21 protein-coding genes and 1 riboswitch are annotated in these 26,710 nt (G+C 47.9%); of the genes, 4 read left to right on the forward strand and 17 right to left on the reverse strand.

What is annotated here, in order from left to right:
• Positions 1–36 precede the first annotated feature (36 nt).
• The 4 genes from FA954_RS09100 to FA954_RS09115 form a co-directional block, all read right to left on the reverse strand.
• Positions 37–990, reverse strand: coding sequence for a patatin-like phospholipase family protein (locus tag FA954_RS09100; RefSeq protein ID WP_037993891.1), 954 nt, complete (start codon positions 988–990; stop codon positions 37–39).
• Between the two features lie 82 nt (positions 991–1,072).
• Positions 1,073–1,504: a transcriptional regulator MntR gene (gene mntR, locus FA954_RS09105; RefSeq protein WP_037993892.1), complete on the reverse strand. Its 432-nt coding sequence runs from the start codon at positions 1,502–1,504 to the stop codon at positions 1,073–1,075.
• An 11-nt stretch (positions 1,505–1,515) separates the two neighbouring features.
• Complete coding sequence (locus FA954_RS09110; protein ID WP_206759950.1) at positions 1,516–2,079, reverse strand: NADPH-dependent FMN reductase; 564 nt, start codon at positions 2,077–2,079, stop codon at positions 1,516–1,518.
• Between the two features lie 192 nt (positions 2,080–2,271).
• On the reverse strand, positions 2,272–2,739 hold the full coding sequence (locus tag FA954_RS09115) for a hypothetical protein (RefSeq protein ID WP_121874029.1): 468 nt from the start codon (positions 2,737–2,739) through the stop codon (positions 2,272–2,274).
• Positions 2,740–2,924: 185 nt separating this feature from the next.
• Here FA954_RS09115 and FA954_RS09120 point away from each other — a divergent pair, with 185 nt between their 5' ends.
• On the forward strand, positions 2,925–4,601 hold the full coding sequence (locus FA954_RS09120; protein WP_138615029.1) for an HAL/PAL/TAL family ammonia-lyase: 1,677 nt from the start codon (positions 2,925–2,927) through the stop codon (positions 4,599–4,601).
• A 50-nt stretch (positions 4,602–4,651) separates the two neighbouring features.
• On the opposite strand, the gene FA954_RS09125 is transcribed toward FA954_RS09120, so the two are convergent.
• Together FA954_RS09125 and FA954_RS09130 are read right to left on the reverse strand one after the other, a co-directional pair.
• Complete coding sequence (locus FA954_RS09125; protein ID WP_037993900.1) at positions 4,652–5,383, reverse strand: metallophosphoesterase; 732 nt, start codon at positions 5,381–5,383, stop codon at positions 4,652–4,654.
• 136 nt (positions 5,384–5,519) lie between these two features.
• On the reverse strand, positions 5,520–8,807 hold the full coding sequence (locus FA954_RS09130) for a vitamin B12-dependent ribonucleotide reductase (protein WP_049719928.1): 3,288 nt from the start codon (positions 8,805–8,807) through the stop codon (positions 5,520–5,522).
• Positions 8,808–8,969: 162 nt separating this feature from the next.
• On the opposite strand from FA954_RS09130, the gene dat reads away from it, so the two are divergent.
• Positions 8,970–9,815 carry a D-amino-acid transaminase gene (gene dat, locus FA954_RS09135; protein WP_037993905.1) on the forward strand — a complete coding sequence of 282 codons (846 nt, stop codon included), beginning with the start codon at positions 8,970–8,972 and terminating at the stop codon, positions 9,813–9,815.
• A gap of 133 nt (positions 9,816–9,948) precedes the next feature.
• On the opposite strand, the gene FA954_RS09140 is transcribed toward dat, so the two are convergent.
• The 10 genes from FA954_RS09140 to gcvT form a co-directional block, all read right to left on the reverse strand.
• The gene (locus FA954_RS09140; RefSeq protein ID WP_131470940.1) at positions 9,949–11,559 is read right to left on the reverse strand and encodes a hypothetical protein; all 1,611 of its coding nucleotides are present in this window, start codon (positions 11,557–11,559) and stop codon (positions 9,949–9,951) included.
• 509 nt (positions 11,560–12,068) lie between these two features.
• Entirely contained in the window at positions 12,069–12,884 is an 816-nt protein-coding gene (locus FA954_RS09145) for a lipoate--protein ligase family protein (protein WP_138615030.1), read from the reverse strand.
• A gap of 50 nt (positions 12,885–12,934) precedes the next feature.
• Positions 12,935–13,912, reverse strand: coding sequence for an NAD-dependent epimerase/dehydratase family protein (locus FA954_RS09150; protein ID WP_037993915.1), 978 nt, complete (start codon positions 13,910–13,912; stop codon positions 12,935–12,937).
• 118 nt (positions 13,913–14,030) lie between these two features.
• Positions 14,031–15,977, reverse strand: a complete 1,947-nt coding sequence (gene ptsG, locus FA954_RS09155; RefSeq protein ID WP_138615031.1) for a glucose-specific PTS transporter subunit IIBC — start codon at positions 15,975–15,977, stop codon at positions 14,031–14,033.
• 169 nt (positions 15,978–16,146) lie between these two features.
• Complete coding sequence (gene glcT / locus FA954_RS09160) at positions 16,147–16,992, reverse strand: glucose PTS transporter transcription antiterminator GlcT (protein WP_131470941.1); 846 nt, start codon at positions 16,990–16,992, stop codon at positions 16,147–16,149.
• Positions 16,993–17,168: 176 nt separating this feature from the next.
• Complete coding sequence (locus FA954_RS09165) at positions 17,169–18,647, reverse strand: MFS transporter (protein WP_138615211.1); 1,479 nt, start codon at positions 18,645–18,647, stop codon at positions 17,169–17,171.
• A 149-nt stretch (positions 18,648–18,796) separates the two neighbouring features.
• The gene (locus FA954_RS13700; RefSeq protein ID WP_156097710.1) at positions 18,797–18,952 is read right to left on the reverse strand and encodes a hypothetical protein; all 156 of its coding nucleotides are present in this window, start codon (positions 18,950–18,952) and stop codon (positions 18,797–18,799) included.
• Positions 18,953–19,135: 183 nt separating this feature from the next.
• Positions 19,136–20,596 (reverse strand): aminomethyl-transferring glycine dehydrogenase subunit GcvPB, encoded by a 1,461-nt coding sequence (gene gcvPB, locus FA954_RS09170; protein WP_049719923.1) that lies wholly within the window; start codon positions 20,594–20,596, stop codon positions 19,136–19,138.
• A complete protein-coding gene (gene gcvPA / locus FA954_RS09175; protein WP_049719922.1) occupies positions 20,593–21,942 on the reverse strand; it encodes an aminomethyl-transferring glycine dehydrogenase subunit GcvPA in 1,350 nt (449 codons plus the stop codon). Before gcvPA ends, gcvPB begins: the two co-directional genes overlap by 4 nt.
• Before the next feature lie 22 nt (positions 21,943–21,964).
• The gene (gene gcvT / locus FA954_RS09180; RefSeq protein WP_121874022.1) at positions 21,965–23,062 is read right to left on the reverse strand and encodes a glycine cleavage system aminomethyltransferase GcvT; all 1,098 of its coding nucleotides are present in this window, start codon (positions 23,060–23,062) and stop codon (positions 21,965–21,967) included.
• Positions 23,063–23,224: 162 nt separating this feature from the next.
• A riboswitch (glycine riboswitch) is annotated at positions 23,225–23,317 on the reverse strand.
• A 165-nt stretch (positions 23,318–23,482) separates the two neighbouring features.
• Between gcvT and FA954_RS09185 the strand changes: the two genes are divergently transcribed.
• Both FA954_RS09185 and FA954_RS09190 read left to right on the forward strand, forming a co-directional pair.
• Positions 23,483–25,210: a DEAD/DEAH box helicase gene (locus FA954_RS09185; RefSeq protein WP_037993928.1), complete on the forward strand. Its 1,728-nt coding sequence runs from the start codon at positions 23,483–23,485 to the stop codon at positions 25,208–25,210.
• Positions 25,191–25,994 carry a YqhG family protein gene (locus FA954_RS09190; RefSeq protein WP_037993930.1) on the forward strand — a complete coding sequence of 268 codons (804 nt, stop codon included), beginning with the start codon at positions 25,191–25,193 and terminating at the stop codon, positions 25,992–25,994. The genes FA954_RS09185 and FA954_RS09190 overlap by 20 nt, the downstream gene beginning before the upstream one ends.
• A 61-nt stretch (positions 25,995–26,055) precedes the next feature.
• Here the strand turns inward: FA954_RS09190 and FA954_RS09195 are convergent, their stop codons facing one another.
• On the reverse strand, positions 26,056–26,667 hold the full coding sequence (locus FA954_RS09195) for a class I SAM-dependent methyltransferase (protein WP_052186641.1): 612 nt from the start codon (positions 26,665–26,667) through the stop codon (positions 26,056–26,058).
• Positions 26,668–26,710 lie beyond the last annotated feature (43 nt).

The raw sequence follows: 26,710 nt of genomic DNA on the forward strand, positions 1-26,710 counted from the left end.
CCGGGGTGGATTTTAAAATATTCAGACTTGTTTTTGTCAGCTTCCCGCTTGATCCGTGCGTTTTTTCCGGAGACTGTTTCGCTTGCCCCTTGCTTTCAAATATTCGTCGAATGTCCAATGGTTGAAAAAGAGTTCGGCCGCTTTGACCCCGGACAAGAACAATTCCCTCTTTTTTTCTTTCGATAATGAAAAATCAGTCAATTTGACATCCAAGGAAGGAACCTGGATTGAACGCACTTGCTCCAATTCCTCAATATAACGGTTGTCATGGGCCTCCAACATGGTAAAAAACAGGGAAAGCAACATGGAAAACGGACCGGAAATCTTGTTAAACTCATGATCTTTTTCGGAAAACAACCGGAAACCGAAAGTGGGCCAACGGGGATTCTCCTTGTCAAACAGCCAGACCGGAAAGTTGCTCAACACGCCTCCGTCGACGATGTAGCAAGTCTCCCCTGTCGGTTTGTACGTTAATTTCACCGGATCAAAAAAGAACGGAATGCTGCAACTCATGCGAACCACTCTGGCCACCGAAAAATATTCCGCCTGATAGCCATAATCCTCCAAATCCCGTGGCAAGACCAACAGTTGTCCCCGCGTGATGTCTGAAGCAATGATGTGAAGCTCCGTTTCCCGGGATAAGTCTTTAAACGTATATACCCCTTTTTGCTCGAGGAGCCGGGCAATCCATTTCTCTAATTCATTCCCGGAAAACAATCCTTTTTTAAACCACAACCGGATGGCGGATCCCACATACGGCAAATATTCCGGCCATTTCGGGGTCAAAAAATCACTGAAATCTTTTTCCATCATGATTTCAGCCATTTCTTGGGCGGTGTAGCCGGAAGCAATCAACGTGGCGATGATCGAACCAGCCGAAGAACCGGCAACTTTTTTCCAGCGATAACCGTTGCTTTCAGCGACAGACAAAGCCCCCACCAGCCCGATTCCTTTGACACCGCCGCCTTCAAACACAGCATCAGCCCACATACGATCCCTCCTGAAAAAATTCTCCTTTTCCCATAAATATGTCTCTCAGTTGAAAAAAACCCTGGAAACATGTCCAAGGTTTTTAGGGTTTTGAATCCACTTGCTCTTCTTTTTTCAACGAATGGAGAAACTTGACCAATTCCGGATTCTTTTCCAGGTACTCCACAAGGTTTTCGATGCATGTGATCGAGTCCCAGCTCAAGTGATGTTCAATGCCCTCGACATCCTGATAAATTTTATCTTCACTGACTCCGATCAATCGCAAGAATTGTTCCAAGAGATCATGCCGGTCCATTAAGCGCTTTCCAATCTTTTTCCCTTTCGGCGTGAGAATCAAACCACGATATTTCTCATAAACCAAATATTTATTTTGGTCCAGTTTTTGCACCATCTTAGTTACAGAAGAAGGGTGAACCTCTAAAGCCTCGGCGATATCCGAAACCCGTGCATAACCTTTTTGTTCAATCAACTTATAAATGTTTTCCAAATAATCTTCCATGCTTGGTGTAGGCATGAAGAGGCCCCCTATCTATCCTTATTCATACACGCACAATGCCGCTCGATCGTTTTGACCAGCTCAACACCCAAACTCTTCAGACGCCTTTCCAGCTTTTCGTCTTTCAACGAGCCATCCGGATGAAATGCCTGGTAAGCCTGAGGAACAGACGGCATGGATGGCAACGGCCAGGCATGCAATGTCCGGCAGATGATGTTTAAGGTGTTTAAGGTATTGGTGGCTCCCAAGGCTCCTCCCGAAGTTCCCAACAGTGCAACAAATTTTCCTTCCAATTCTCTCGCTCCGATAAAATCCAGTGCATTTTTCAACACACCCGAGACCGAACCGTGATATTCAGGGGAAGCCAGGATATATCCTTCAGCTTCCAACATCTTTTGTTTAAACCGGTGAACATTTTCCGGATACGTCGATTCATCGGAGCGGGCATCATAAATGGGAAGCGGATACTTTCGCAAATCAAAGATTTCCACTTCGGCTCCGGTTTGCCTTGCAGCTTCAGCCACAATCGCCACTGCTTTGTGGGTGGTCGAATCTTCCGTCAAGCTGCCGGGAACAGCCAAGATTTTCACCATATCAGCACCCCCGTCATTTCTATGTATCCTCTTGCCATTGATGTCCCTTGAAAAAGACCTGTATTGTTTCATTTTAGCACGTTTCAGTATACCTAATTCATCCGATCTTTTCTACAAAAACAAAAAGCTATCTCTTAAAGAGTAGCTTTTTCTGAAAAGCGAAAACATTATACCTGTCATGGAACCTTTCCGTCAAATGTCATGCGAAGCCAAACGGATATAATCCACAAACAACAAGCCTTTTCTGAGCAAGAACACCACCGAAACATACCGGGCGTTTAAAGGAGGAGACGGGACAATGGTAAAATACGAATACCATTTGTTTCCCAAGTAAGGAGGACGAATGAGAAGCGGAGTGGATCGGATCATCTGCCGCTTTTCGTCTAAATAAGCAACCGCGGCATACAACTCTGCTTTGCTTTGCGGAGGGGTCACGTTCAGCAGGCGAAAGTACAGATAATAAGCACAACCTCTTTCGAAAGGACCGCGAATGGTCTGTTTCAAGATGGAATCGCCCCCTGCCCTCGTTGCCCCCATCCACATGGAATAATCCCCGGCGCGAAGAGGGTTTTTCATCCGGCGTATCCGTTTTCCCGTCCATGGAGCACTTCCTTTTTGAAAGCCTCCGTTGATTAAAATATTCCGTCCGGAACATGCCATCTTTGCCAGCCTCTTTTCTGTTTCAGATCAATTCATTGTATTCTCCTTTCTCCAAGATGGTGCAGGCTCATTCTTTTCTTTATAGAAATATAATAAAAATACTTCAAATGAAAGGAGGGTTGGGATTCTCCCCAACCCTCCTTTCTCTTGATCACTATAATACAATGAAAGGAGAAAGCGATAAAATGACAGCGAGCCAAACAGTAAAAATTAAAGGGGATGGATTGAATTTTTATCAATTTTCAGCTGTTGTTTTTAAAAAAACCCCGGTTACATTGGACAATGAAGCCATCAAACGGATGCAAGCTTCCCGGGATTTTGTCAAGCGGTTGATTCAAAAAAGAGAAGCGGTTTACGGGATCACCACCGGATTTGGCCGGTTATGCAGCCGTTTCATCGATCCCGGCCAGGCTTCACGGCTTCAACACCATTTAATCCAAAGCCATGCCTGCGGGACGGGTGAACCGCTTTCGGAGCCGGTGGTTCGCGGAATGATGCTACTTCGGATCAACGCTTTGGCCAAAGGTTATTCCGGAATCCGCCCTTCCACGGTGCAAGCTCTGGTGACGTTGTTGAACCGGGAAGTGTATCCGGTCATCCCTTCGCAAGGGTCGCTCGGTGCCAGCGGAGATCTGGTCCCTCTCGCCCACATGTGCCTTCCGCTTTTGGGAAAGGGGGAAGTCATGTATCAGGGAAAACGAAGGCCCGCGTCGGATGTATTGAAAGAAATCGGCCTGTCGCCGCTCAAACTGGAAGCCAAGGAGGGGCTGGCCTTCATCAATGGAACGCAAATGATGTGCAGCCTCGGAGCCTTGGCCGTAATGGAAGCCAAAAAACTTTTGCTGGCTGCAGACATTATTTCTTGCATGACTTTGGAAGCATTGGAAGGCATCCCGCATGCCTTTCATCCCCGCTTGCAACAAGTGCGCGGGCAATCCGGCCAAATGGTCACCGCGGATAACTTGCGCAAACTGCTTCAAGACAGCGAATGCATCAGCAAGCCCGGGAAAAAACGGGTTCAGGATGCCTACAGTCTTCGTTGCATCCCGCAAGTGCACGGCGCTTCCAAAGACGCCTTCCATTATGTCGAAAAGATTGTGCTCCGGGAAATGAATGCCGCAACCGACAATCCGCTTCTTTTCGCTGATGAAGAAGAAGTCGTCTCCGGAGGGAATTTTCACGGGCAGCCCCTTGCTTTGGCTTTGGATTTCTTAACCATGGCGATGGCCGAGATCGCCAACATCTCCGAACGCCGCACGGAAAGGCTCGTCAATCCGCTTCTTTTCGCTGATGAAGAAGAAGTCGTCTCCGGAGGGAATTTTCACGGGCAGCCCCTTGCTTTGGCTTTGGATTTCTTAACCATGGCGATGGCCGAGATCGCCAACATCTCCGAACGCCGCACGGAAAGGCTCGTCAATCCGCAACTCAGCGGTCTCCCTGCGTTTTTGGTCCCGAACGGGGGCTTAAACTCCGGTTACATGATTTTTCAATATGTCGCCGCTTCCCTGGTTTCGGAAAACAAAACCTTGGCGCATCCGGCCTCCGTCGATTCCATCCCCTCCTCCGGCAATCAGGAGGACCACGTCAGCATGGGATCGATCAGTGCCCGAAAATGCCGGCATGTGATCGAAAACACCCGCAAAGTGCTGGCCATCGAATATCTGTGTGCCGCCCAAGCCTTGGAATTTCAGTCGAAAAAACCGGGCAGAAGCACTCAGCTGGCTTACGATCTGCTGCGCCAATCGATCCCTCCCTTGGAAAAAGACCGGGAAGGTTACCGGGAAATTGAATGGGCCGACCGCCTCATCCAAAGCGGACAACTGACCGATTTGATCCAAAGCCGGATCAGGCTGGAAGTTTGATCTGCAAATAAAAAAGCAACGGACTTTCCTGTTCCGTTGCTTTTGCGTCATCAATCCCAAATCTTCACCGGGCAAAACCCGACGGCATCGCATGAAACCAAGCGCAATTCGATTCCGTCGACATTTCCTTCCATCGCGTCTTCTTGCGCCCTGCCGTGCAAATGACCATAAACGCACAGTTTCACGCCATATTTCTTCATGAGATCCATAAATCCCGATTCGCTGGCCATCGGCGTGACCGGAGGATAATGAAGCATCACGATTTTTTCTTTATCCGGATGTTCACGCTCCGCCATGCCCAAAGCGATCTCCAGCCTTCCCACTTGGCGCTCATAAATTTTCCGGTCTTCTTCTTCGTTGTAAAACTTATCTCCCGGCAGCGTCCAGCCTCTCGTGCCGGCAACCACTTTTCCTTCCACCAGCGTATAATCGGCATCAATCCACTCCATGCCTTCCGGGAGCATCTGGCGGACTTTCTTTTTGCTCTGGGCGTAATAACAATGATTTCCCGGCGACAGCACTTTTTTGCCGGGAAGCTGATGGATCCAGCCAAAATCGTAACGGGCCACTTCCAGTTTCATCGCCCAGCTGATATCCCCGGGAATCAAAACGGTATCTTCCGGATTGACAGTATTTAACCAATGATCGCGAATTTGATGATAGTGCCGATCCCATCCAAACACATCCATCGGTTTATCGATGTCTTTTTCCGGATCAATGTCATACAAACTGACTTCCCTGTTAAAAGATAAATGCAAATCACTTAATGCGTAAATGGCCAATCATCTTCACACCTTTTTCTTCTTGTAACGGTTTGTCGGTTATGATTGTATAATACAAAAACCCGGTCACTTGAGCAATTTTTCACAACAAACGGAAGAAAAACACCTCCCGCATCGGGAGGTGTTTTTTTGGTGATCAGGAGCAACCGGTGGTGGCACCGCAATCCAGGCAAACATAACAGGATCCGTTCCGTTTGGTCATTCCGCCACATTCAATGCACAAGGGGGCTCCACTGCTGGCACGGATGGCATCGAGATTGCTGTTTTCCACGGACGCGGCCGACAGTTGGGATGATTCTTTCCGTTCCTCATCTGCCTTCGCTTCCTTCACTTCCTTCGCTTCCGCTTCCGCTGCATCAGCGGCCGTTTCTTTCTTCTCCTTGTTCAGGTAACAGCGCAATTCTTCTTTCTTCGGCGGGACTTGAACAAAATCCGTTTTTCCCAGATATTCCATGCCCAATAAACGGAAGACGTAATCAATCACCGAAGTGGCCATTTTGATATTGGGATGGTCCACCATTCCGGCCGGTTCAAACCGGGTAAACGTCAACGAATTGACATATTTTTCAAGCGGCACCCCGTATTGCAAGCCGAGAGAAACGGCAACGGCAAATGCATCCAGCATGCCCCGCATCGTGCTTCCCGCTTTGTGCATATCAATAAAGATTTCTCCCAGCGAGCCGTCTTCATATTCCCCGGTGCGCACATAGATCTTCTGCCCGTTGATTCTTGCCTCTTGAGTGAATCCGTCCCGTTTCCGCGGCAACTGGCGACGGACACCGGACACACGGTCTTGGGAAACCGCTTGTCTTGACTCATGGCCGGCAGACAGCGCCTCTTCTTCCGCGGCTTCCTCATCGTTTTGATCGTCCCCTTTGGTATTGAGCGGCTGGGAGCTTTTGGATCCGTCCCGGTACAAGGCCACGGCCTTCAAGCCCAGTTTCCATCCTTCTTCATAAGCATGGAGGATGTCCTCAACGGTGGCACTGTTCGGCATGTTAATGGTTTTTGAAATGGCTCCGCTCAAGAAAGGCTGTGCCGCGGCCATCATCCGCAGATGTCCCATGTAGTGGATAAAGCGGGTGCCATGTTTTCCGCATGGGTTGGCCGTGTCAAAAACCGGGTAATGCTCTTCACGCAGATGTGGCGCTCCTTCAATCGTCATCATGCCGCAAATCACATCATTGGCTTCATCGATCTGTTTCTTGGTGAAGCCCAACGACCTTAAAACGTCAAAATCCGGTTTTTCATACTGCTCGGGTGAAAAGCCCAAACGTTTTAAGCAATCATCCGTCAATGTATAACGGTTGAAAGCAAATGAAAGCTCAAACACCGTCGGCAGGATTTCTTCCACCCGGTTCAGATCTTCATCGGTAAACCCTTTTTGTTTCAAAGTTTCACGGTTGATGTGAGGCGCATTGTCAAGCGATAACGTGCCCGTTACATAAGTGAGAATGTCGTCGATTTGTTCTTTGCTGTAACCCAGCTTTTTCAAGGCCGGGCGGATGGAATGGTTGGCAATTTTAAAGTATCCGCCGCCGGCCAGCTTTTTAAATTTCACCAACGCAAAATCCGGTTCAATTCCCGTTGTGTCGCAATCCATCAACAGACCGATGGTTCCGGTCGGAGCCAAGAGGGTTGTTTGCGCATTGCGATAACCGTATTTTTCTCCCATGGCAAGGGCTTCGTCCCAAGCAACCCGGGCCGCTTTCAACAGATATTCCGGGCAAACTTTTTCATCAATGCCCATCGGCTTGACTTCCAGGTTTTCATATTCCTCTTCCGGTGCATTGTATGCCGCACGGCGATGGTTGCGAATCACCCTGAGCATATGCTCCCGGTTTTGCGGGAATGCTTTGAATGTCCCCAACTCTTTGGCCATTTCCGCCGATGTGGAATAAGCCACCCCGGTCATGATGGCAGTGATTGCTCCCGTAATCGCCAAGGCTTCTTTGGAATCATAGGGAATGCCGGAAATCATCAGCAACGTTCCGATGTTGGCATATCCAAGCCCCAAGGTGCGATACAAATAAGAAAGCTTGGCGATTTCTTTGGACGGATATTGTGCCATCAACACAGAGATTTCCAGAACAATGGTCCACAAACGGCAAGCATGACGGAAAGCGGGAATATCGAACTTGCCGGTTTCGGCATCAAAAAATTTCACCAAGTTCAACGAAGCCAGGTTACAAGCGGTATTATCCAAAAACATGTATTCGGAACAAGGATTGGAAGCATTAATCCGGTTGTGCCTTGCCCCGAGTTTTCCGTCCATTCCGGCGGGAGTGGTATGCCACTCATTGATGGTGGTGTCATATTGGATTCCCGGATCCGCACATTCCCAAGCGGCTTTTCCGATTTGTTCCCACAAGGAACGGGCCGGGATTTTTTTGCACACTTCACCGGTCGTCCGGTACGTCAGCTCCCAGTCTTCATTGTTTTTCAGTTTCATGAAGAACGAATGGGGAACCCGGACCGAGTTGTTGGAATTTTGCCCGGAAATGGTTTCATAAGCTTCTCCGTTGAATGAGGAATCATATCCGGCTTGAATCAATGCTCTGGCTTTTTTCTCCTCGACCAATTTCCAATTGATAAACTCTTCAATATCCGGGTGATCAATATCCAGGCACACCATTTTCGCCGCCCGCCGGGTGGTGCCTCCCGATTTGATCGCCCCGGCTGCGCGGTCCCCGATTTTAAGGAAAGAAAGCAGTCCGGATGAAGTGCCTCCGCCTGACAAGGTTTCCCCTTTCCCGCGGATATTGGAGAAGTTGCTCCCCGTACCGCTTCCATATTTAAACAACCGTGCTTCCCGCACCCACAAATCCATGATTCCATTTTCATTGACCAGATCGTCTTCCACCGAAAGAATAAAGCAGGCATGCGGTTGTGGACGTTCATATGCACTTTTCGATTTCTTCAATTCTTCCGTTTTGGGATCCACATAATAATGGCCTTGCGGTTTTCCGGTAATGCCATAAGCATAACTTAAACCCGTGTTAAACCATTGGGGGGAGTTTGGCGCGGCCATTTGGTGCAACAGCATGTACACCAATTCATCATAAAAGGCCTGGGCATCTTCCTTCGTATCGAAGTATCCGTGATCTTCCCCCCATTTCCGCCAGCATCCGGCCAAACGGTGCACAACTTGTTTGACGCTTCTTTCCGGTCCGAGAACTTTGTTTCCATTTTCATCGAGGATTTCATTTCCCTCTTCATCCGTTTGGGGAACTCCCGCTTTGCGGAAGTATTTGGAAACCAAAATATCGGTGGCAACCTGCGACCAATCCTTCGGAACTTCGGCACCCTTCATCTCATAAACAACCGTTCCGTCCGGATTGGTGATGCGGCTGTCCCGTTTTGTATATTCAATCGTGTCATATGGGTTTTGGCCTTTTTTGGTGAAGTACCTTGTGATCTTCATTGTTTCCCTCTCTTCTTTCTACTATATGTAGTATCAAAAACAGTATAATACTACTATATATTGAAAATCAAAAGACATCAAATAAAAAAATAGTGAAATATCTTGTTCTTTTTTTTTCTGTCTTGCAAACTATACATATAACACGCGAAAGGATGAAACCTCATGATGATCTTGTACAATGATCAATTCAAAAAACGCGAAGATGTCCGTATTGACATTGAGGACCGTGCCTATCAATTCGGCGATGGAATTTATGAAGTGATCCGGGTGTATGATGGAAAACCTTTTTATTTGAACGAACATTTAGAAAGACTGGGGAAAAGTGCCAAAAAAATAAGATTAAATCTCCCTTATTCCCTGGATGAGCTGGAGGATCGGTTAAATCAATTAATCAAACAAAACGATTTTACACAAGGAAATCTTTATTTACAAGTAAGCCGGGGAACCGCTCCGAGAAACCACGCTTTCCCGAAAAACAGCGCCCCTCTTCTCATCGCATACACCCAACCGGCCGAACGCCCCGTCAAAGAACAAACGGAAGGAATCCGTGCCATCACGGCGGAAGACATCCGCTGGCTTTGGTGTGACGTCAAAAGCTTAAACCTGCTCGGAGCCGTATTGGCCAAGCAAGAAGCTTATGACAAGCACTGCAAGGAAGCCATCTTTATCCGGGACGGCATCGTCACGGAAGGAAGCTCCACCAATCTCTTTATGGTAAAAGACGGCATGCTCCTCACACATCCGGCCGACCATTTCATTTTACACGGAATCACCCGAAAGATCACTTTACAATTAGCGGATCAATTGCAAATTCCTGTCAGCGAAAAGAAATTTGGCAAAGAATCCCTTTTTGATGCCGATGAAATCTTTATCACCAGTACCACCATGGAAATCTGCCCGGTGGTGGAAGTGGACGGAAAAACCATCGGCGACGGGCGCCCCGGTCCGCTTACCCGACAATTGCAAGAAGCTTTTAAGCGGCTGATCCCGTCAAAAACCGAAGCTTGAATGCCCGCTTTCCCTGCCCGGTTTCTCATGAGGCTCCGCAAATGACAAAAAAGATGAAAAATCACACTTTCTCCAGAAACAGCCAAGGAAGACCGGATTTTATGGGTCTTCCTTGGCTGTTTCTGGATCATTTTTATTTTTTCGCCTCAATGATTTTAAACCCGGTATTCCGGAGCGTGACATCTTTGATCAATACAGGATTTTCCGCCGTATGGTTGAGCTCGGTGACATTCGAACCATGAGTCAACTGGATGTTCAAAATATTCAGCGTCGTTGTGACGGCCACCTCAAGGGGAGTTTTGCCATCATAATTGTCCAACCGCTGTTCGGCCACTTTTTTCATATTCCCGTTAACATCAAAAAGCTCCACCTGATCTTTTTTATCCGACCACACCAACCGGAACCGCTCATCCCCCACAGACTGAATATCCATGGCAAACGAATCATTTGGCGGAGGCTGGATCAAAAAGCCGGAAGCTGCACCCGCATCCAACCGGACCTGGGATTTCGGGAACACATCCAGGTAATTGCGGTTTTGCTCATCCACCGACAAAATGGCCTGACCGAAATCAATGATCCAAGGCTGATGGTTCAACCAGTTACGCAATGCGGATGATTTATCGCTGATGCCATCCACTTTCGGCGCATTCAGCCGGGCCCCTTCATCGCCACGGAATTTGAGCTTCATTTCCCCACGCATCGGAGTGATTCCGACCGCGATCCATTTCTCTTTTTTCCCTTCTTCCTGAAGCGAGATATGTACAGGATTTCCGGAGAGATAATAGATCTCGAAATGATATTTCTTGTTGGGTGAAATACGATATTGATTGCCGGAATTTGCAATCGTCGTGACTTTATCTCCGCCAACCTGATGGAACAGACCGATTTCCCCTTTTTCATCAATATACAGACCGTAAATGGAAGACTTGTCTTCCGCTTCCAGATACCCCAGGAACGTGTTGGTTTCTTTCAGGATGAAATCCCCTTTTAAAACGGAGTTGCCCTGGATGCTTTCGGACATGGTATACTGATCCTTTTCTTTCGTGAACTGGATCACCTGATTTTCCCCTTTTGCCTGATTTGCTTTCTCCCCGCTTGTCGCAAACAAACCGGCCAAAGGATTGTCGGATGAATAGCTTTCCTTCGGCTGCCATTGGGCCACCGCCAAGGATACCAGAACCAAAGCCGCCGCAGCCACCGTCACGGTAGCATAAACTTTCTTCCGGTTATTCTTTTCTTTTCTTGCGCGGGACAATCCGGCCTCATCCGCATGATGCTGAAGATAATTCTCGATGCTTTCGGCAACTTCTTCAAAATTACGTTGCCGGTTCAAGGCAAACAAAGCTAATTTCGCAATTTTCTGCGGAATTTTCTTTTCGTTTAATATCTTTTCAGCGGACTTATGTCCCCCAATCGGTGACTGGCCGGTCAACAAATAGAATAACAATTCACGCCATTTCTCATCATATCTTGGCTTTTCCGGATCTTTCATGTAGTAGAACAATAACAGCGGTTTTTGCCCGTTGAGCAAAATGTTTTTCGGATCCAGCGTTGCGCTTAACGGAAGTGGCAAACGGGACAAATCAAGCAACGTTTTAAAGCACCGGTTCACCACACGAACGGCAACTTCCGGCTCCATCGCCCGCTCTTTATTCACGATCAAGGGCAAAGGATCCCCAGAAAACGGCGGATGAACCAAAATGATTTGGTCCTTTTCTTCCATGACATCCAGAATTGGTGCCAAGTTAGGATGCTGCAAACGGCGAAAGGATTCGCGATAACCGGACGGTAAAGGTCGACGGGTGATTTTGATGGATTGCAGGAATACCTGAGCACCATCTGGGGATTTTGCTTGTAGAAGTTGTCCGGAAAAGAAATTAATCACGTCTTCTACTTGAAATCTCTCGTAATAACGACGATTTAATCGACTTCCCTGTTTCAACAGCATTTTCCCCTAACTTATATAAGTTTTATTATGATCAAAAAATGAATTAGAGCAATTATAATCAGCAATCTATATGCTATCATAAGAACTCGAAAAATCAAGCAGGATGATATCGCCTGTCCCAATTAATCTCAAAGGAAAATTCAGAAAAAAACTTACGATTATGATGATACTCTGTCCAAAAAAATAAATCAATTCATATATCGAAATAAGAAGAAATAGCAACATAAATTTCATGAAAATTTCATATTCGCACAAAAAAGCTTTCCAACCGTTTCTGTTGGAAAGCCGAAAACGTACATCCTCTCTTATCTGCGGAGGTTCCAATCATCGGAATCATAGCGTTCCCGGATACGGGCTTGGACCCGTTCTTTTTCTTCCGGTGTCAATTCTCCCGGTTGCAATTCGACGCCGATTCCTTTTTGGAATCCTTCGTAAAAAGCCTGGATGACTTCATCCAAAGAAACCGGATAAGACAAAATCCGGTTGATGGCCACCGCTTTTTGCAAAAATTGCTCTTTCAGCCTTTGCCGGACCCGTTCGGAAGGAAATACCAACAAGGTAAACAACAGATCTTCATCGAAGTCCATCAAAATCGAACCATGCTGAAGAACCACTCCGTGTTGCCGGGTTTGTGCACTTCCCGCCACTTTTTTTCCGTCGATCACCAATTCATAATCCGAGGGGGAATCAAAACAAGCTGCCGACATGTGTTCTTTTTTGGTCTTTTGCGGATCGGACAGATAAGCATCCAATCCCAGCGCTTTAAATCCTTCCAACAGCCCCTGGCTGATGACCCGGTAGGACTCGCTGACGGTTTTGGGCATGATCGGATCCTCTTCCGGCACGATCACGCTGTAGGTCAACTCCTTGTCATGGAGAACTGCCCGTCCCCCGGTCATCCGCCGGACAAAGCCCAGATTTTTTTCCTTTATGTAAGACAGGTTGACTTCTTTTTTGGCTTTTTGGAAGTAGCCGATCGACAAGGTCGGAACCCGCCAACCGTAAAAACGCAAAGTCGGTGGAACCTTCTTCTCGGAGACAAGCTCCATGACCGCTTGATCAATCGCCATATTTTCCGCGGCGGAATACGCTTGATAAGGTAAAAATCGCCATGTTGTCATTTCCATCACACCTTTGTCATCAAATCCGTTTACTTTTCATGATACAACACTTATGCGAAATCTGCATGCGACCGGTGCCGCTTCTCCCATTCCAACACCTTTTGCAGCGTTTCATCCAGCGGTGTCATGCGATAGCCCAGCTCTTGAACCGCTTTTTGGGAGGAATAATAAATGTTTCTCCCGGTCAGTTTGGCCAAATCCCAAGCAAAAGGCGGCTCCTTTCCAATCAGCCAGGAAAAACCTTCACCCAGCCACGAAATTCCCTTCACCAACGGGGCCGGAACCGTATAAATCGTCCGGTTGCTTCCTGCGAGGCCGGCGATCCTCTGAAAAAGCTCCCGCAGGGGAAGATTGGTTCCTCCCAAAAGATACCTCTCTCCCTTTTTGCCGTGCAATGCTGCCAAAAGATGGCCTTTTGCCACATCATCCACATCACAAACATTCATGCCGCCTTCCGGTGCGACAAACAAACGCCCTTGCAACACGGAACGGACAAAATTCGAAGCATAATTCCTTCTGCCAAGGATAACCGTGGGATTGACAATTGTCGCACAGAGCCCTTTTTTGACATACTGAAGCACGACCTCTTCGCCTGCTCTTTTCGCCATGGAATACCCGACCTTCAGGCGGTCCCCGTTAAACAGGTAGGATTCATCGGCAATTTCATTGAAAGGCAGCCCCACCGCAGCCGCCGAACTGGTGTGGATAAACTTTTTCACACCGCTTTTCAGTGCTTCTTCCACAATATGTTGTGTCCCGTTGACATTAATCTTGAACATGTGCTTTTTCCCGGCTTTTCCCCACGCCACTTCCCCCGCAACATGAAAAACCCAATCCATCCCTTCACAACAACCGGCAATCGTATCCGGACGGGTCAAGTCCCCGGTGCGAAGCGAAATCTTTTCCGGGAGATCACGCAAACGGGATGTTTCCCGATGCAGGACGGTTACATCATAACCTTGTTCACATAAATAATGCACTAGATTCCTCCCCACAAAACCGGTGCCGCCCGTGACCAACACTTTCATCCAAACCCCTCCCATTCAAGATATTCCAAGATCCATTATTTCATATTCGTCCTGTGCAAAAAACAAGCGACAATAAACAAAGCGCCGCATTCCTGTGCATGCAGCGCTTTGCCTTTCCTTAACCCTTGAAGGAGATGATCTCTTTGTCCCCCCGGTTTACATTTTCTTTTTCGATGTGAACGGTTTTTCCTTCTTCCAGGTTGGTAAATACGATTGGAGAAATAAGCGATGGCGCATTTTCCTTCACAAAATCGAGATCAAACTCCAGCAATTTTTGACCAGCTTTGACGGAATCGCCTTCCTGAACAAAGCTTTCAAACCCTTTTCCTTCCAACTTCACGGTATCAATTCCGATATGAATCAGCACTTCACGGCCGTTCGGAGTCCGGATGCCGATGGCGTGCTTGGTCGGGAAAAGATTGATAATTTCACCGTCAACGGGGGAAACAACCACTCCTTCAGCCGGATCGACGGCAAATCCGTCTCCCATCATTTTTTGCGAGAACACTTCATCCGGAACTTTTTCTATCGGCAGAAGTTTCCCGGTCATGGGAGAAACCAACGTCTCCTCTTGGTCGTTCTGAACCGGTGCCGCTTCTTCTTTCTTGGTGTCTGTTTCTTTGTCTTTCTTCGCTTCTTGCGGTTTTTTCCCCATCATGATGCGCTTCATTTGTTCTTTGATGTTATCCGACTTCGGCCCGAAGATGATCTGGAAGTGGTTTCCCATCTCCAAAACACCGGAAGCTCCCAGTTTTTTGAGGCGATCTTTGTCCACCTGACCGGCATCATGGACCGAAATCCGGAGTCGGGTGATGCATGCATCCAGGTTAGCGATGTTTTCTTTTCCGCCCAACGCTTCCAAGACATTGGCCGCAAGTTCCCCGGTCGGTGCCGCATCCGTTGCATCCGCACTTTCCGTATCATCTTCCCGGCCCGGTGTTTTCAGATTCCAGAACTGGATGGCAAAGCGGAATCCAAAGTAATAGATCACCGCAAAGACCAGCCCGACCGGAATGATTAACCACGGTTTGGTATCCTGTTCCCAGAACATGATCAAATCGATCACACCGCCGGAGAAGGTCATTCCGGCTTTGACACCCAAAATATCCATCATCATGAAGGACAAACCTGCAAACACACAGTGGATGGCATAAAGAACCGGAGCCACAAACAAGAACGAAAACTCAATCGGTTCGGTAATCCCGGTCAAAAATGAAGTCAAACCGGCCGATAACATGATCCCGCCGACCAATTTTTTCTTTTCTTTGCGGGCCGTGTGGTAAATTGCCAACGCAGCTGCCGGCAAACCGAAAATCATGAACGGGAATTTCCCGGACATGAACGTTCCGGCCGTCGGGTCTCCGGCCATGAAACGGTTCAAATCCCCTTTGATCACTTCGCCGGAATCGGTGACAAATTGTCCAAACTCAAACCAGAACGGCGAATAGAAAATATGGTGCAGTCCAAACGGAATGAGAGAACGCTCGATCAAACCGAAGATGAAAGCCGCAACCGCCGTATTTTGGGTTGTCACGATTCTGGACAGGTTGTCAATTTGCTCCTGAATCGGCGGCCATACAAAGAAGAAGATCAGTCCAAGCAAAAACGCCGAAACAGCCGTTACAATCGGAACAAAACGTTTTCCTCCGAAAAAGCCGAGGAACGAAGGCAGTTCGATATCGTGAAAACGGTTATACAAATAGGCGGCAACCCCCCCGATGATAATTCCTCCAAACACACCCATCTGCAAAGTGGGGATCCCCAGCACACTGACGGTTTCCACTTGATTTAACTTTGCCATTTCCCCCAGGGTGGTGTTCATCACCAAATACCCGACGACGGCAGCCAACCCGGCTGTCCCTTCCCCGCCGGACAAACCGATCGCCACACCGATGGCAAAAATCAATGCAAGGTTTTGAAAAATGATGTCTCCTGCACTTTCCAAAATGCTGATGTCCAGCTTATTCCCGAATGCCAAAAGCAATCCGGCAGCCGGCAAAATCGCAACGGGCAGCATCAATGCTTTTCCGATTCGTTGCAGGACGCCAAACAAATTTTTAAACATGCAAATTACCTCCTCTGATTCTCCTATTTTGCCCTTTCCACGCAAAAAGGCATGAGCAAAAAAAGCAGACGGAAAGCGCTTGCACAAGGTGCAAACCGCCCTCTCGGCTTTTTCCACTCATGCCTGATCGAATCAGTAACACGTGGTAAAAGAACAAAAACAGGAAGATTTACTTTTTATCAGACCAAAGTTGTTGCAGATGCAAGGTCAAATAACTGATCTCTGCAGGATACACCGGTTTATTCAGTTCCTTTTCCATCACTTTGGCTAGTTTCCAAGCCATAGTGTAACACAAAGGATACTGAGTTCGCAACATTTCATTCATCCCTTCGGGTTCGGAAATGCTTTCCCCTTTTTCCGTCCGTTCAATGGCATAACGCAAGTGTGTGACCAAGCGCATATAGGATAAACTTTGCTTGTCCAGTTTTTGACCCAGCGTATTTTCAACAAATCGAATCAATTTTAAGATTAATTTGGAATATTTCTGAAGTTCCGCCAAATGCCGCCTCGTCAAAGCGCTGTGAATGTGAAGGGCAATGAAACCGATTTCTTCTTCCGGCAGATGCACATCCAGCCGCCGGTTGATCCACCGGACAATCTCTTCGGCAACCTGATATTCTTTTTGATATAACGTTCGCGTTTCGATCAGAAAAGGGTTGTGAAAAGAAAGTCCCTGCTCGGTTCTCTTGATCGCAAAAGCAATGTGGTCCATTAAAGCGACATGAATATGCTCATTCAAAGGGGATTGAAACCGGTCCTGAATATGCTGAACCACTTCATTCATCACTTCCACCAACCGATCATCCACTTGGTTCAGCAATTGCTTGTATTGTTCTTGTTCCTTCGGATCATATAAGACAAAACATTTCTCCACTGTTTTTTCATCGATCACGGCGCCGGCTCTTTTATGGAATCCCAAGCCTTTCCCGATTAAAACTGTTTCTCCAAAGACCGGGTGAACGGCAATGACCACATTGTTATTCAATATTTTTTTTATACGAAACAATCCGCTCACTCTTTCCATCCTCACTTTACTCGTTGCCTATGTGCTTTGAGTATACGTGAACATGATTTTCTTTTCAATAACAGTGTAACCATACTCGATAATAAAAAAAGTTCCTTTCAAGGAAACCACCCTGAAAGGAACTTTTTCCAAACGGGAAAATGAACAAGATGAATTCAAGGAAAACGTTATGGTTGTTCGGTCAGTTCTTCTTTCTTTTCATGGATTTGACGGGCTTCTTCCTGCCACCATAATGCTTCTTCAGGATTTTCCAGAATTTCCTTGATTTCGTGATGTTCTTCCACAACCGGCAACGATCCCCGGAGCGCTTTTCCGGATGTTTCCTTCACAAACCAAGTGACCACCAGAATTCCCACCACCGAGGCGAAAATAAGGTAATACGCCGGAACCATTCGGTTATTGGTCTGACTGATGAGCCAGGAAACAACAAGCGGTGTCGTCCCTCCGAACAAGGAGGTCGAAATGTTATAAGTGATGGCCAATGCCCCGTTGCGTACATTGGTAAAAAACAAAGAAGGCAAGACCGACGGCATGGTTCCCTGAAATGTGGAAGAAAAGACCGCCAACAGCATCAATCCTGCAAATACAAGGATGGCATTGCCGCTTCCGATTAACAAAAATGCCGGAACGGACAAGAGAATCAACCCGACCAGACCGCCTTGTACGATTTTTTTGGCTCCGATCCGGTCACTGGCATATCCCATCAACAATACAATCGGAATCATGATCAGCATCACAACCACAATCAACAGCAGCCCTTCGGCTTCCCCGTATCCAAGCACGGCGGTCAAATGCGACGGCATGTAGGATAAAACCGTATAATTGATGACATTATAGGAGAACACCACAAACAACCCAATGAGAATCGGGCGCCAATGAAGCCGGAGAATCTCTTTGACAGATGCATGTTCATCATTTTCTTCCTCCGGTTTGTCACTTTCCATCGCCTCGTAAACCGGCGCTTCATCCAACTTGTTCCGAAGATAAAATCCAATCAGTCCGATCGGCGCGGCAACAAAAAACGGAATTCTCCATCCCCACGCCAACATGGTCTCTTCCCCCAAAAGATAAGTCAGCGCCGTGACCAATCCGGCCCCGGCAATATATCCGACGAGGGTTCCCACTTCCAAACCGCTGGACATAAACCCTCTTTTTTTATCCGGCGTGGACTCGGCGATATACGTCATGGCGCTGGCATATTCTCCGCCGGTGGAAAAACCTTGGGCCAAACGCGCCAACAGCAACAAAATCGTTGCGGTGGATCCGATGGATGCATAGCCAGGAATCAAACCGATGCTCAATGTCGAAACAGCCATGATAATCAAAGTGGCCGACAAAATATTTTTTCTTCCGAACCGGTCTCCCAGTATCCCGAAAAAGATCCCGCCGACGGGCCGCACGAGAAAAGCGATGGCAAATGTGGCAAACGAATAGACCAATTGCATGACCCCGCTTGCCTCCGGAAAGAATACTTGTCCGATGGTGGCTGCCAGGTAGGAATAAATCCCGAAGTCAAACCATTCCATCGCATTCCCGGCGGAAGTGGCCATGACCGCACGCTTGGATTCCTTGGCATCCACCACGGTAATGTCGTCTTTTTTCAGCTTCATCTTTAACTTTTTTCTCAATCGGTTTCTTTGCTCCATTTTTTCTTCCAACCGGCAATTCCTCCTTTTGGCAGTCAGTTAATCTTAATGTATCCGCATTTCAAAAGAATTAACCGGCAAACCCCGGTCAAAAAAAAACAGTCCTTTCCGATTGGAAAGGGCTCTTCCGTCCTCAAAACCTGATTGGTTTATCCAATTTGACTCTTCAGCAAATCGCCACCGCCAAAGATCCCCCGGGAAACGGATTGCCACTTGCGCCTGAAACGACTTTCCGCCTTGCGATCCAACCATCGATCCAGTGTCCCTGCATCCAAACCCTGTTGATTTTCTTTGTGCTGGTACATTCATCCCGTTCACCTTCCCAACCATTTATATACCTCTTTTTACAACAAATAAACGTGAAATTGCGGAGACTCTGGAAAATCAGGATTTCGGTATTAATTTAATTATTATTAATCTTTGTTTTTTTAAATTAAAAAAGAAGCACAAACGAAGGGCACTCCCCCGTTTGTGCTTTTTCATTTTGTTCATTGATCCGGTTTCGTCCAACGTACGACCGGCTTTCTTGCCGCCTGCACTTCATCCAATCTTTTCAATACGGTATGGTGCGGGGCTTCTTGCACGATCTCCGGATTTTCTTCTGCTTCTTTGGCAATCTGAATCATGACCTCCACAAAGGCATCCAATGTTTCTTTGCTTTCCGTTTCGGTCGGTTCGATCATCAGGCACTCATCCACGATCAGCGGGAAATAAATCGTCGGCGGATGCATGCCGAAGTCGAGCAATCGTTTGGCCATATCCAGGGTCCGTACCCCCAATTTCTTCTGTTTTTTGCCGGACAGGACAAATTCATGTTTACAATGTTGCGGATATGGCAGGTCGAAATAAGGCTCGAGCCGGCGCATCAGATAATTGGCATTTAATACGGCATCTTCCGACACCCGGCGCAAACCGGCGGGCCCCATCGTCCGGATATAGGCATACGCACGGACCAAAATCCCGAAGTTTCCGTAAAACCCTTTGATGCGGCCGATGGAGCCGGGAATATTTTCATCGAGATAATAAGTTCCCTCGTCATCCTTTTTAACGACCGGGGTGGGCAAAAACGGCGTCAATTCCTTGCGCACCCCGACTGGTCCGGCTCCCGGGCCGCCACCGCCATGCGGGGTTGTAAACGTTTTGTGCAAGTTTAAGTGCACCACGTCAAATCCCATGTCCCCGGGACGGGCAATCCCCAAAATCGCATTGGCATTGGCTCCGTCATAATACAGCAACCCGCCCGCTTCATGGACCAAATCGGCAATCTCCTGAATCTGTTCTTCAAACAAGCCCAAGGTGTTGGGATTGGTCAACATCAGGGCTGCCGTATCTTCCCCCAAAACTTTTTTCAATTCTTCCACATCCACCAGGCCTTTTTCGTTGGAAGGGATGGTGATGGTTTGAAATCCGGCAACGGAAGCACTGGCCGGGTTGGTTCCGTGTGCCGAATCCGGAACAATCACTTTGTTTCTCCCGTTTTCCCCCCGCGATTCATGGTAAGCGCGAATCATCATCAAGCCGGTCCATTCCCCTTGCGCTCCGGCGGCCGATTGCAACGTCACAGCATCCATTCCGGTAATCTCGGCCAAGTCGTTTTGCAATTCATACAAGAGTTGCAAAGCGCCTTGAACCGTTTCTTCCGGCTGATAAGGATGAATTTTGGCAAATCCGGGATAACGGGCCACGTCCTCATGCACTTTCGGATTATATTTCATGGTGCAAGATCCCAGGGGATAAAAGCCGTTGTCCACACCATGGTTGCGTCTGGACAATTCCGTATAGTGACGCATCAAATCCAGTTCGGACACTTCCGGGAGTTCCGCCGGTTCTTCCCGAAGCAACTCTGCTGGCAGATCATCCACGTCGGGCACATCGGACTCCGGCAAACTGTATGCCACACGCCCCGGGCGGCTCATTTCAAAAATCAAGGCTTTCTCTTTGCTCTTCATAAGATTTCCTCCAATCTTTCTGCCAACTGGTCGATTTCTTCTTTGGTCCGCACTTCGGTCACTGCCATCAGCATCTGTTTCTCCCAAGCCGGGTTTAACTTGCCAAGATCATATCCACCGATCATTCCGTGGTGAAGGAGGGCTTGATTGACTTCTCCGGCCGGGCGGCTGAGTTCAATCACAAATTCATTGAAGAAAGGTTGCTGATAAACCGGGCGAACCCCCGGAACTCGCGACAGGCGTTTTTGCGCGTAATGAGCCTTTTTGGTGTTTAACCAGGCCACTTCCTGCATGCCTTTTTTCCCCAATGCCGACATGTAAACACTCGCCGCCAGGGCCATCAGCGCCTGATTGGAACAAATATTGGATGTCGCTTTGTCGCGGCGGATGTGTTGTTCCCTGGCCTGCAAGGTGAGAACAAATCCGCGCACTCCGTCCTCATCCACGGTTTGTCCCACAATCCGTCCGGGAATCTTGCGCATCAACTTTTTCGTCGTCGCAAAAAACCCGCAGTGGGGACCTCCGAAGGAAGCCGGGATTCCCAAAGGCTGTGCATCCCCGACAACAATGTCCGCTTTATAATGGCCGGGCGGTTTCAAAATGCCGAGAGACAACGGATTGGTGCTGACAATCAACAAACCTTTATGCGCATGGGCAATTTCTTCAATCCCCTTTAAGTCTTCAATATTCCCAAAGAAATTCGGGGATTGGACAAGGACGGCCGCCGTTTTTTCATCCGCCAGCTGCCGCAGGGCTTCGATGTCGGTGACCCCGTCTTTGGTCGGCACCATGACGATCTCCCATCCGAATCCTTTGGCATTGGTTTGAAGAATCTGGACGGCCTCCGGATGGATGGTTTCGGAAACGATCATTTTTTTCTGACGGGATGCCCCCGCTGCCACACTGGCTGCTTCCGACAAGGCGGTAAATCCGTCATACATGGATGAGTTGGCCACTTCCATGCCGGTCAGTTCACAAATCATGGTTTGGAATTCAAAAATGGCTTGCAGTTCCCCTTGGCTGATTTCCGGCTGGTAAGGAGTATAAGCGGTATAAAATTCAGACCGCGAGATGACATGATTCACCACACTGGGAATATGGTGTTCATACACGCCGGCTCCCAAAAAAGAAACATATTGGTCCAGCGAAGCATTTTTTCCCGCCATACGGGCCATATGCCTCACCAAAACCGGCTCACTCATCGCTTCGGGAAGGTTTAATTCACCTTGAAAGCGCACCTCTTCGGGAATCTCTGCAAACAATTCCTCAACCGATCCGACTCCAATGGTTTTCAACATTTCTTTCCGATCCTGATCCGTCATCGGCAAATAACGAAACTTTGTCATATCCGACCTCCGCCTTTCTCTTTTACTTCTCGCGCTTATAAAAAGGGGTTTTGACGATTTTCGCTTTCAGTTTTTTCTTGCGGATTTCCACTTCAACCTCTTCACCGGTTTTGGCATATTCCGAACGGATCAATGCCAGCCCGATATTCTTTTTTAACGTGGGGGACTGTGTTCCCGTGGTGACTTCCCCGATTTTTTCTTCTCCCCGATAGACAGGGTAGCCGGTGCGCGGGATTCCCCGCTCCGTCATTTCCAGTCCGACCAGTTTGCGGGGAGCGCCTTCCTTCTTTTGCAAAGCCAGGACTTCCCGCCCGATGAACTCCCCTTTATCCGGTTTGACGGCAAAGCCCAATCCCGCTTCGACCGGGGTAATCGTTTCGGACAGTTCTTGCCCGTATAACGGGAGCTTGGCCTCAAAGCGCAGGGTATCCCGTGCTCCCAAACCGCAAGGCAAAACTCCTTCCGGCTTTCCTTCCTCCAGAATCGCCTTCCACAACCCGGGAGCATCCTCAGCGGCAAAATAGATCTCAAAACCGTCTTCCCCGGTGTAACCGGTTCGTGAAACCAGACATCCTTTGACTCCGGCAATCTCGGTTTCCTGTTGGAATTTAAAAAATGAAATCGTTGATAAGTCCGTTTCCGTCAAGCGTTGCAGCACCTGTTCCGCCAGCGGGCCCTGCAAAGCGAGAAGCGCCACGTTCCCGGAAATGTTTTCCACAACCACTTGTCCGGATGCATGTTGTTTGATCCATTCGTAATCTTTATCAATATTTGAAGCATTCACCACCAGCATGAATGTTTGTTCTCCTGTCCGGTAAATCAACAGATCGTCAATGGTTCCGCCATCCTCATTGCACATGATGGTATATTGTGCGGCTCCCGTTTTCAGCTTGGAAACATCATTGGTGGTCAGCTTTTGCAGCAGATCCAAAGCATCCGGCCCGCTGACCATGATTTCTCCCATATGGGAAACATCAAACAATCCGGCTTTGGTGCGAACCGTTTCGTGCTCCTGTTTGATGCCGGAAAACTGGACAGGCATTTCCCAACCGCCAAAAGCAACCATCTTGGCATCATCCTTGTAAACTTCATACAACGGAGTTTTTTTCAGCTCACTCATGTCTGGTTCCTCCTTACATCATGGGTCATGAAAAAAAGACAGAATGCCCCCTGTCACGGGAAAAACACTCTGTCCTTACGACCTGAGAGTTGCTTTGCGAAATGAACGCAAAGTTGCCCCTTTGGTGGCTGTGATCCAAAAGACCAGCACTCTCCAGAGGTGCGTCCAGCGGGCCTCCTTTTGCCTGAGAGATTCGCCTTCTTCCAAGGCTTGCTCCTTCGGCGCCACGGATGTGGTCTCTCCTCCCGCCTTCAACCGCCGAACAATATTTGGTTATCTACCCCTCATTTTGCCATAATCCACGATTATTTTCGATATGATTATAAAAAAAGTTCGTTTTTTATTTTTCTATGCATCCATTTTTTTCGTTTGAACCATACTATAACAGGATCAATGACTATCAGAAAGGTGGATCGACGGATGCATTCACCTCCGATTCGTTTTGACCGAACGTGGCTTCAATCCTTTCTGACCCAAGCGGAAACGGACCAAAACTGGTCCACATGGGAACGCTTCCAATTGGCGGTGGAAGCGACCGAAAAAAAGATCATCCCCTCTTTTGAATCTATCCAATGTCTGAAACAAATTCAAGGGTTTGAACCGCTTCCGCACCAAATTGAAGTCGCAAGGCGCGTCATCAACGAAATGCGCGGCCGCGCCATTTTGGCGGATGAAGTGGGACTCGGAAAAACCATTGAGGCCGGTTTGATTTTCAAAGAATATCTGATTCGCGGACTGGTCAAACGGGCTTTGGTTTTGGTGCCTTCTTCTTTAGTATTGCAATGGACCCGGGAATTAAATCAAAAATTTGACATCCCGGTCATGGCCCAAAAAAAAGTCTGGATGTGGGACAAATATGACTTTTTAGTCGCTTCCATCGACACCGCCAAACGGGATCCCCACCGCGAACATGTATTGAAGAAACATTATGATCTTGTCATTATCGATGAAGCCCACAAACTGAAAAACCGGCGCACAAAAAACTGGCAATTTATTAACCAGTTGCAAAAGAAATATTGTCTGTTGCTGACGGCAACGCCCATTCAAAATGAGATACAAGAATTATATAACCTGGTGACCCTTTTAAAACCGGGACACCTGGGAAAACAATCCGATTTCAAAAGTGATTATGTCGCAGGAAAACGAAAAGCCAAAAATGAGGCCCAACTGAAAGAGGAAATTCAACGCGTGTTGATCCGAAACCGCCGGTCCGATCAACAATTGCCGTTGACCAAACGGCATGTTCAGACCATTTCCATCGAACTTTCCGCTGCCGAGCGGGCTCTGTATGACGGCATGACAAACTTCGTACGCCAAAGATACCACAAATCATCCGATATGCAAAACACGCTTTCCCTTCTGGTTTTGCAAAAAGAAATTTGCAGCAGCCGGGATGCAGTGTTTCATACTTTATTTAAACTACTGCAAAAAGAGGCAAAAGGTCAATCCGAAATTTCACCGGAGATTTCCAATCTGATCACGCTTTTAAGAAGCATAAAATACTCTTCCAAAGCCAAAGCCGCCGTTGAATTAATCCGCCGCCTGTCCCCGGAAAAAGTGGTGTTGTTTACGGAATACCGCGCAACCCAGGAAATGCTGATGCGTGAATTACTCAATGCCGGGATTCAGGCCGTTCCCTTTCGCGGCGGATTTAACCGGAATAAAAAAGACTGGATGATGGAGCTGTTCCAAAAAAGGGCCCAGGTCCTTGTCGCGACGGAGGCAGGCGGCGAAGGCATCAATCTCCAATTTTGCCGCCATATGATCAACTATGACATGCCCTGGAACCCCATGCGGGTGGAACAACGAATCGGCCGGATTCACCGGTTGGGGCAAAAAAGCGATGTGCATATCTATAATTTTGCCACCTTAAACACCATCGAGGAGCATATCATTTGGTTGCTGCATGAAAAAATCGATCTGTTCCGGTCCGTCATCGGCGAGCTGGAAGTCATTTTGGAAAAAATGGATTGGGAAAAAGACGTGGAACAAAACATCATGCGGGTTTGGCTGGAAGCAAAAGATGACGAGGAAGTCCGCAAGCAACTGAGCAAATGGGGAGATGCCTTTTTCGAAACGAAAAAAGCGGTCCTGAAAGATCAGAAAGACAAAGAGGATGTGTTGCTTTATGGATCCAGCCCAAGTTAGAGAGTGGACAGAGAAATACCTGAAGCTTTATCAATGCCCGGTCATTGAATCGGGCCCTTCTTATCTGATCACGCAATTATCGATCGAAGCCGATAAAGATTTGCTCAACCGCCCCTTCTATTGGATGTACGTTGAAAAAATGAACATTCCGCCCAAACCGGTCCAACTTTGCTTTATTTTCGATCCGGAGAACCATCCTCCTGACATCCGGGGGGAAATTTTGCATTATGGGTCCCCCCGTTTCCAAAAAATGCTCCAATCCGCGCAAAAACACGGAAAATTTGTCCGGTTGTACGAGGATCCCGGTTGGCAACCTAGCCATTCGCCATCCAAGCCGTACACTCCCTGGCTGTTGGTGAATTATCAGCTTTCCTATGTTTGTGACCAGAAAAAGAATCGCTTGAGTTCGCTTGGTATCAACCTGTTGAACGGGGAAATTGCCGAGTCATTTTATGACTGTCTGAAAAAACGAAAATGGGTAAACCGCCTGCCTCCCCACCGCTATCTCCCCGCGCACGGAATGTCTTTGACCGAAGCCGTCGGCGAATTGGAATATTATCTGGAAGAGCAGCTGAAAGAAGAAGACCAGACATGGGCAAAGGAAGCGAAAGAACGATTGAACATGGAACTGGAGCAATTAAATGCCTTTTATCCGGGGGAGGAGAAACAAGACGATGAAATCCGGAAGGAAAAGAAAAACCGGGAACAAGAATTGGTTTGGCAATTTCATCCCCGCATCGAAGCGGAAGTGATCAATGCCGGACTGTTTTACATGGAATCATGAAAAAACAGGGTGTGGCTTGAACCCCGGCACACCCCCTGTTTCCGTTTGTCCTTATGTAACTTTAACGTTTTGTGATCAACACGATATTCCCCGGAATCCCATTGGTCTCTCCCATCAGGCGCAAGGGAAGAATGGGGCCGAGGGTGAAATGATCGGGTGAAAACAGCGACTCAATCGTTTCCTTTGCCAACGGTTTGATGGCAATTTTCCTTTCGCCGGCTGCTGCTTTCAGCTCATCGGTCAATTCGCGGCAACCCCGCAATAACAGTTGTCCGCCCGGTTTTAAAATGCGCAGAATCTCTTTTACATACCGGGAACGGTCTTCTTCCGGAATCACATGCAGGCAACCCCGGTCATTGGCAAAATCAATCGATTCATCCTCAACGGGAAGCGCCAAAGCATTTCCTTGTTTGAAATCGACTTGAACCTTTGCGTCTTCCGCCCGTTTTTTCGCCAATTGAATGGCATTGGACGAAAAGTCGATCCCGGTGACATCAAATCCGCATTTCGCCAGAAAAATCGATTCCCATCCGCCGCCGCAACCGATGTCCACCGCACGCTTTCCTTCAGGCGGCAAACCTTTGACGGCAAATAACGCAACCAGTTCCGATGAAGCTGTTCCAAAATCCCAATTTTTAAAGTCGCCGGTTTCATAAGCTTGATTCCAGTCCATCTCCATCCCCCATTTTGGTGAGTAATGAAATGATGAAATTATT

It is taken from the genome of Thermoactinomyces vulgaris (genome assembly GCF_005886755.1).
GTDB classification, from domain to species: Bacteria; Bacillota; Bacilli; order Thermoactinomycetales; family Thermoactinomycetaceae; genus Thermoactinomyces; species Thermoactinomyces vulgaris.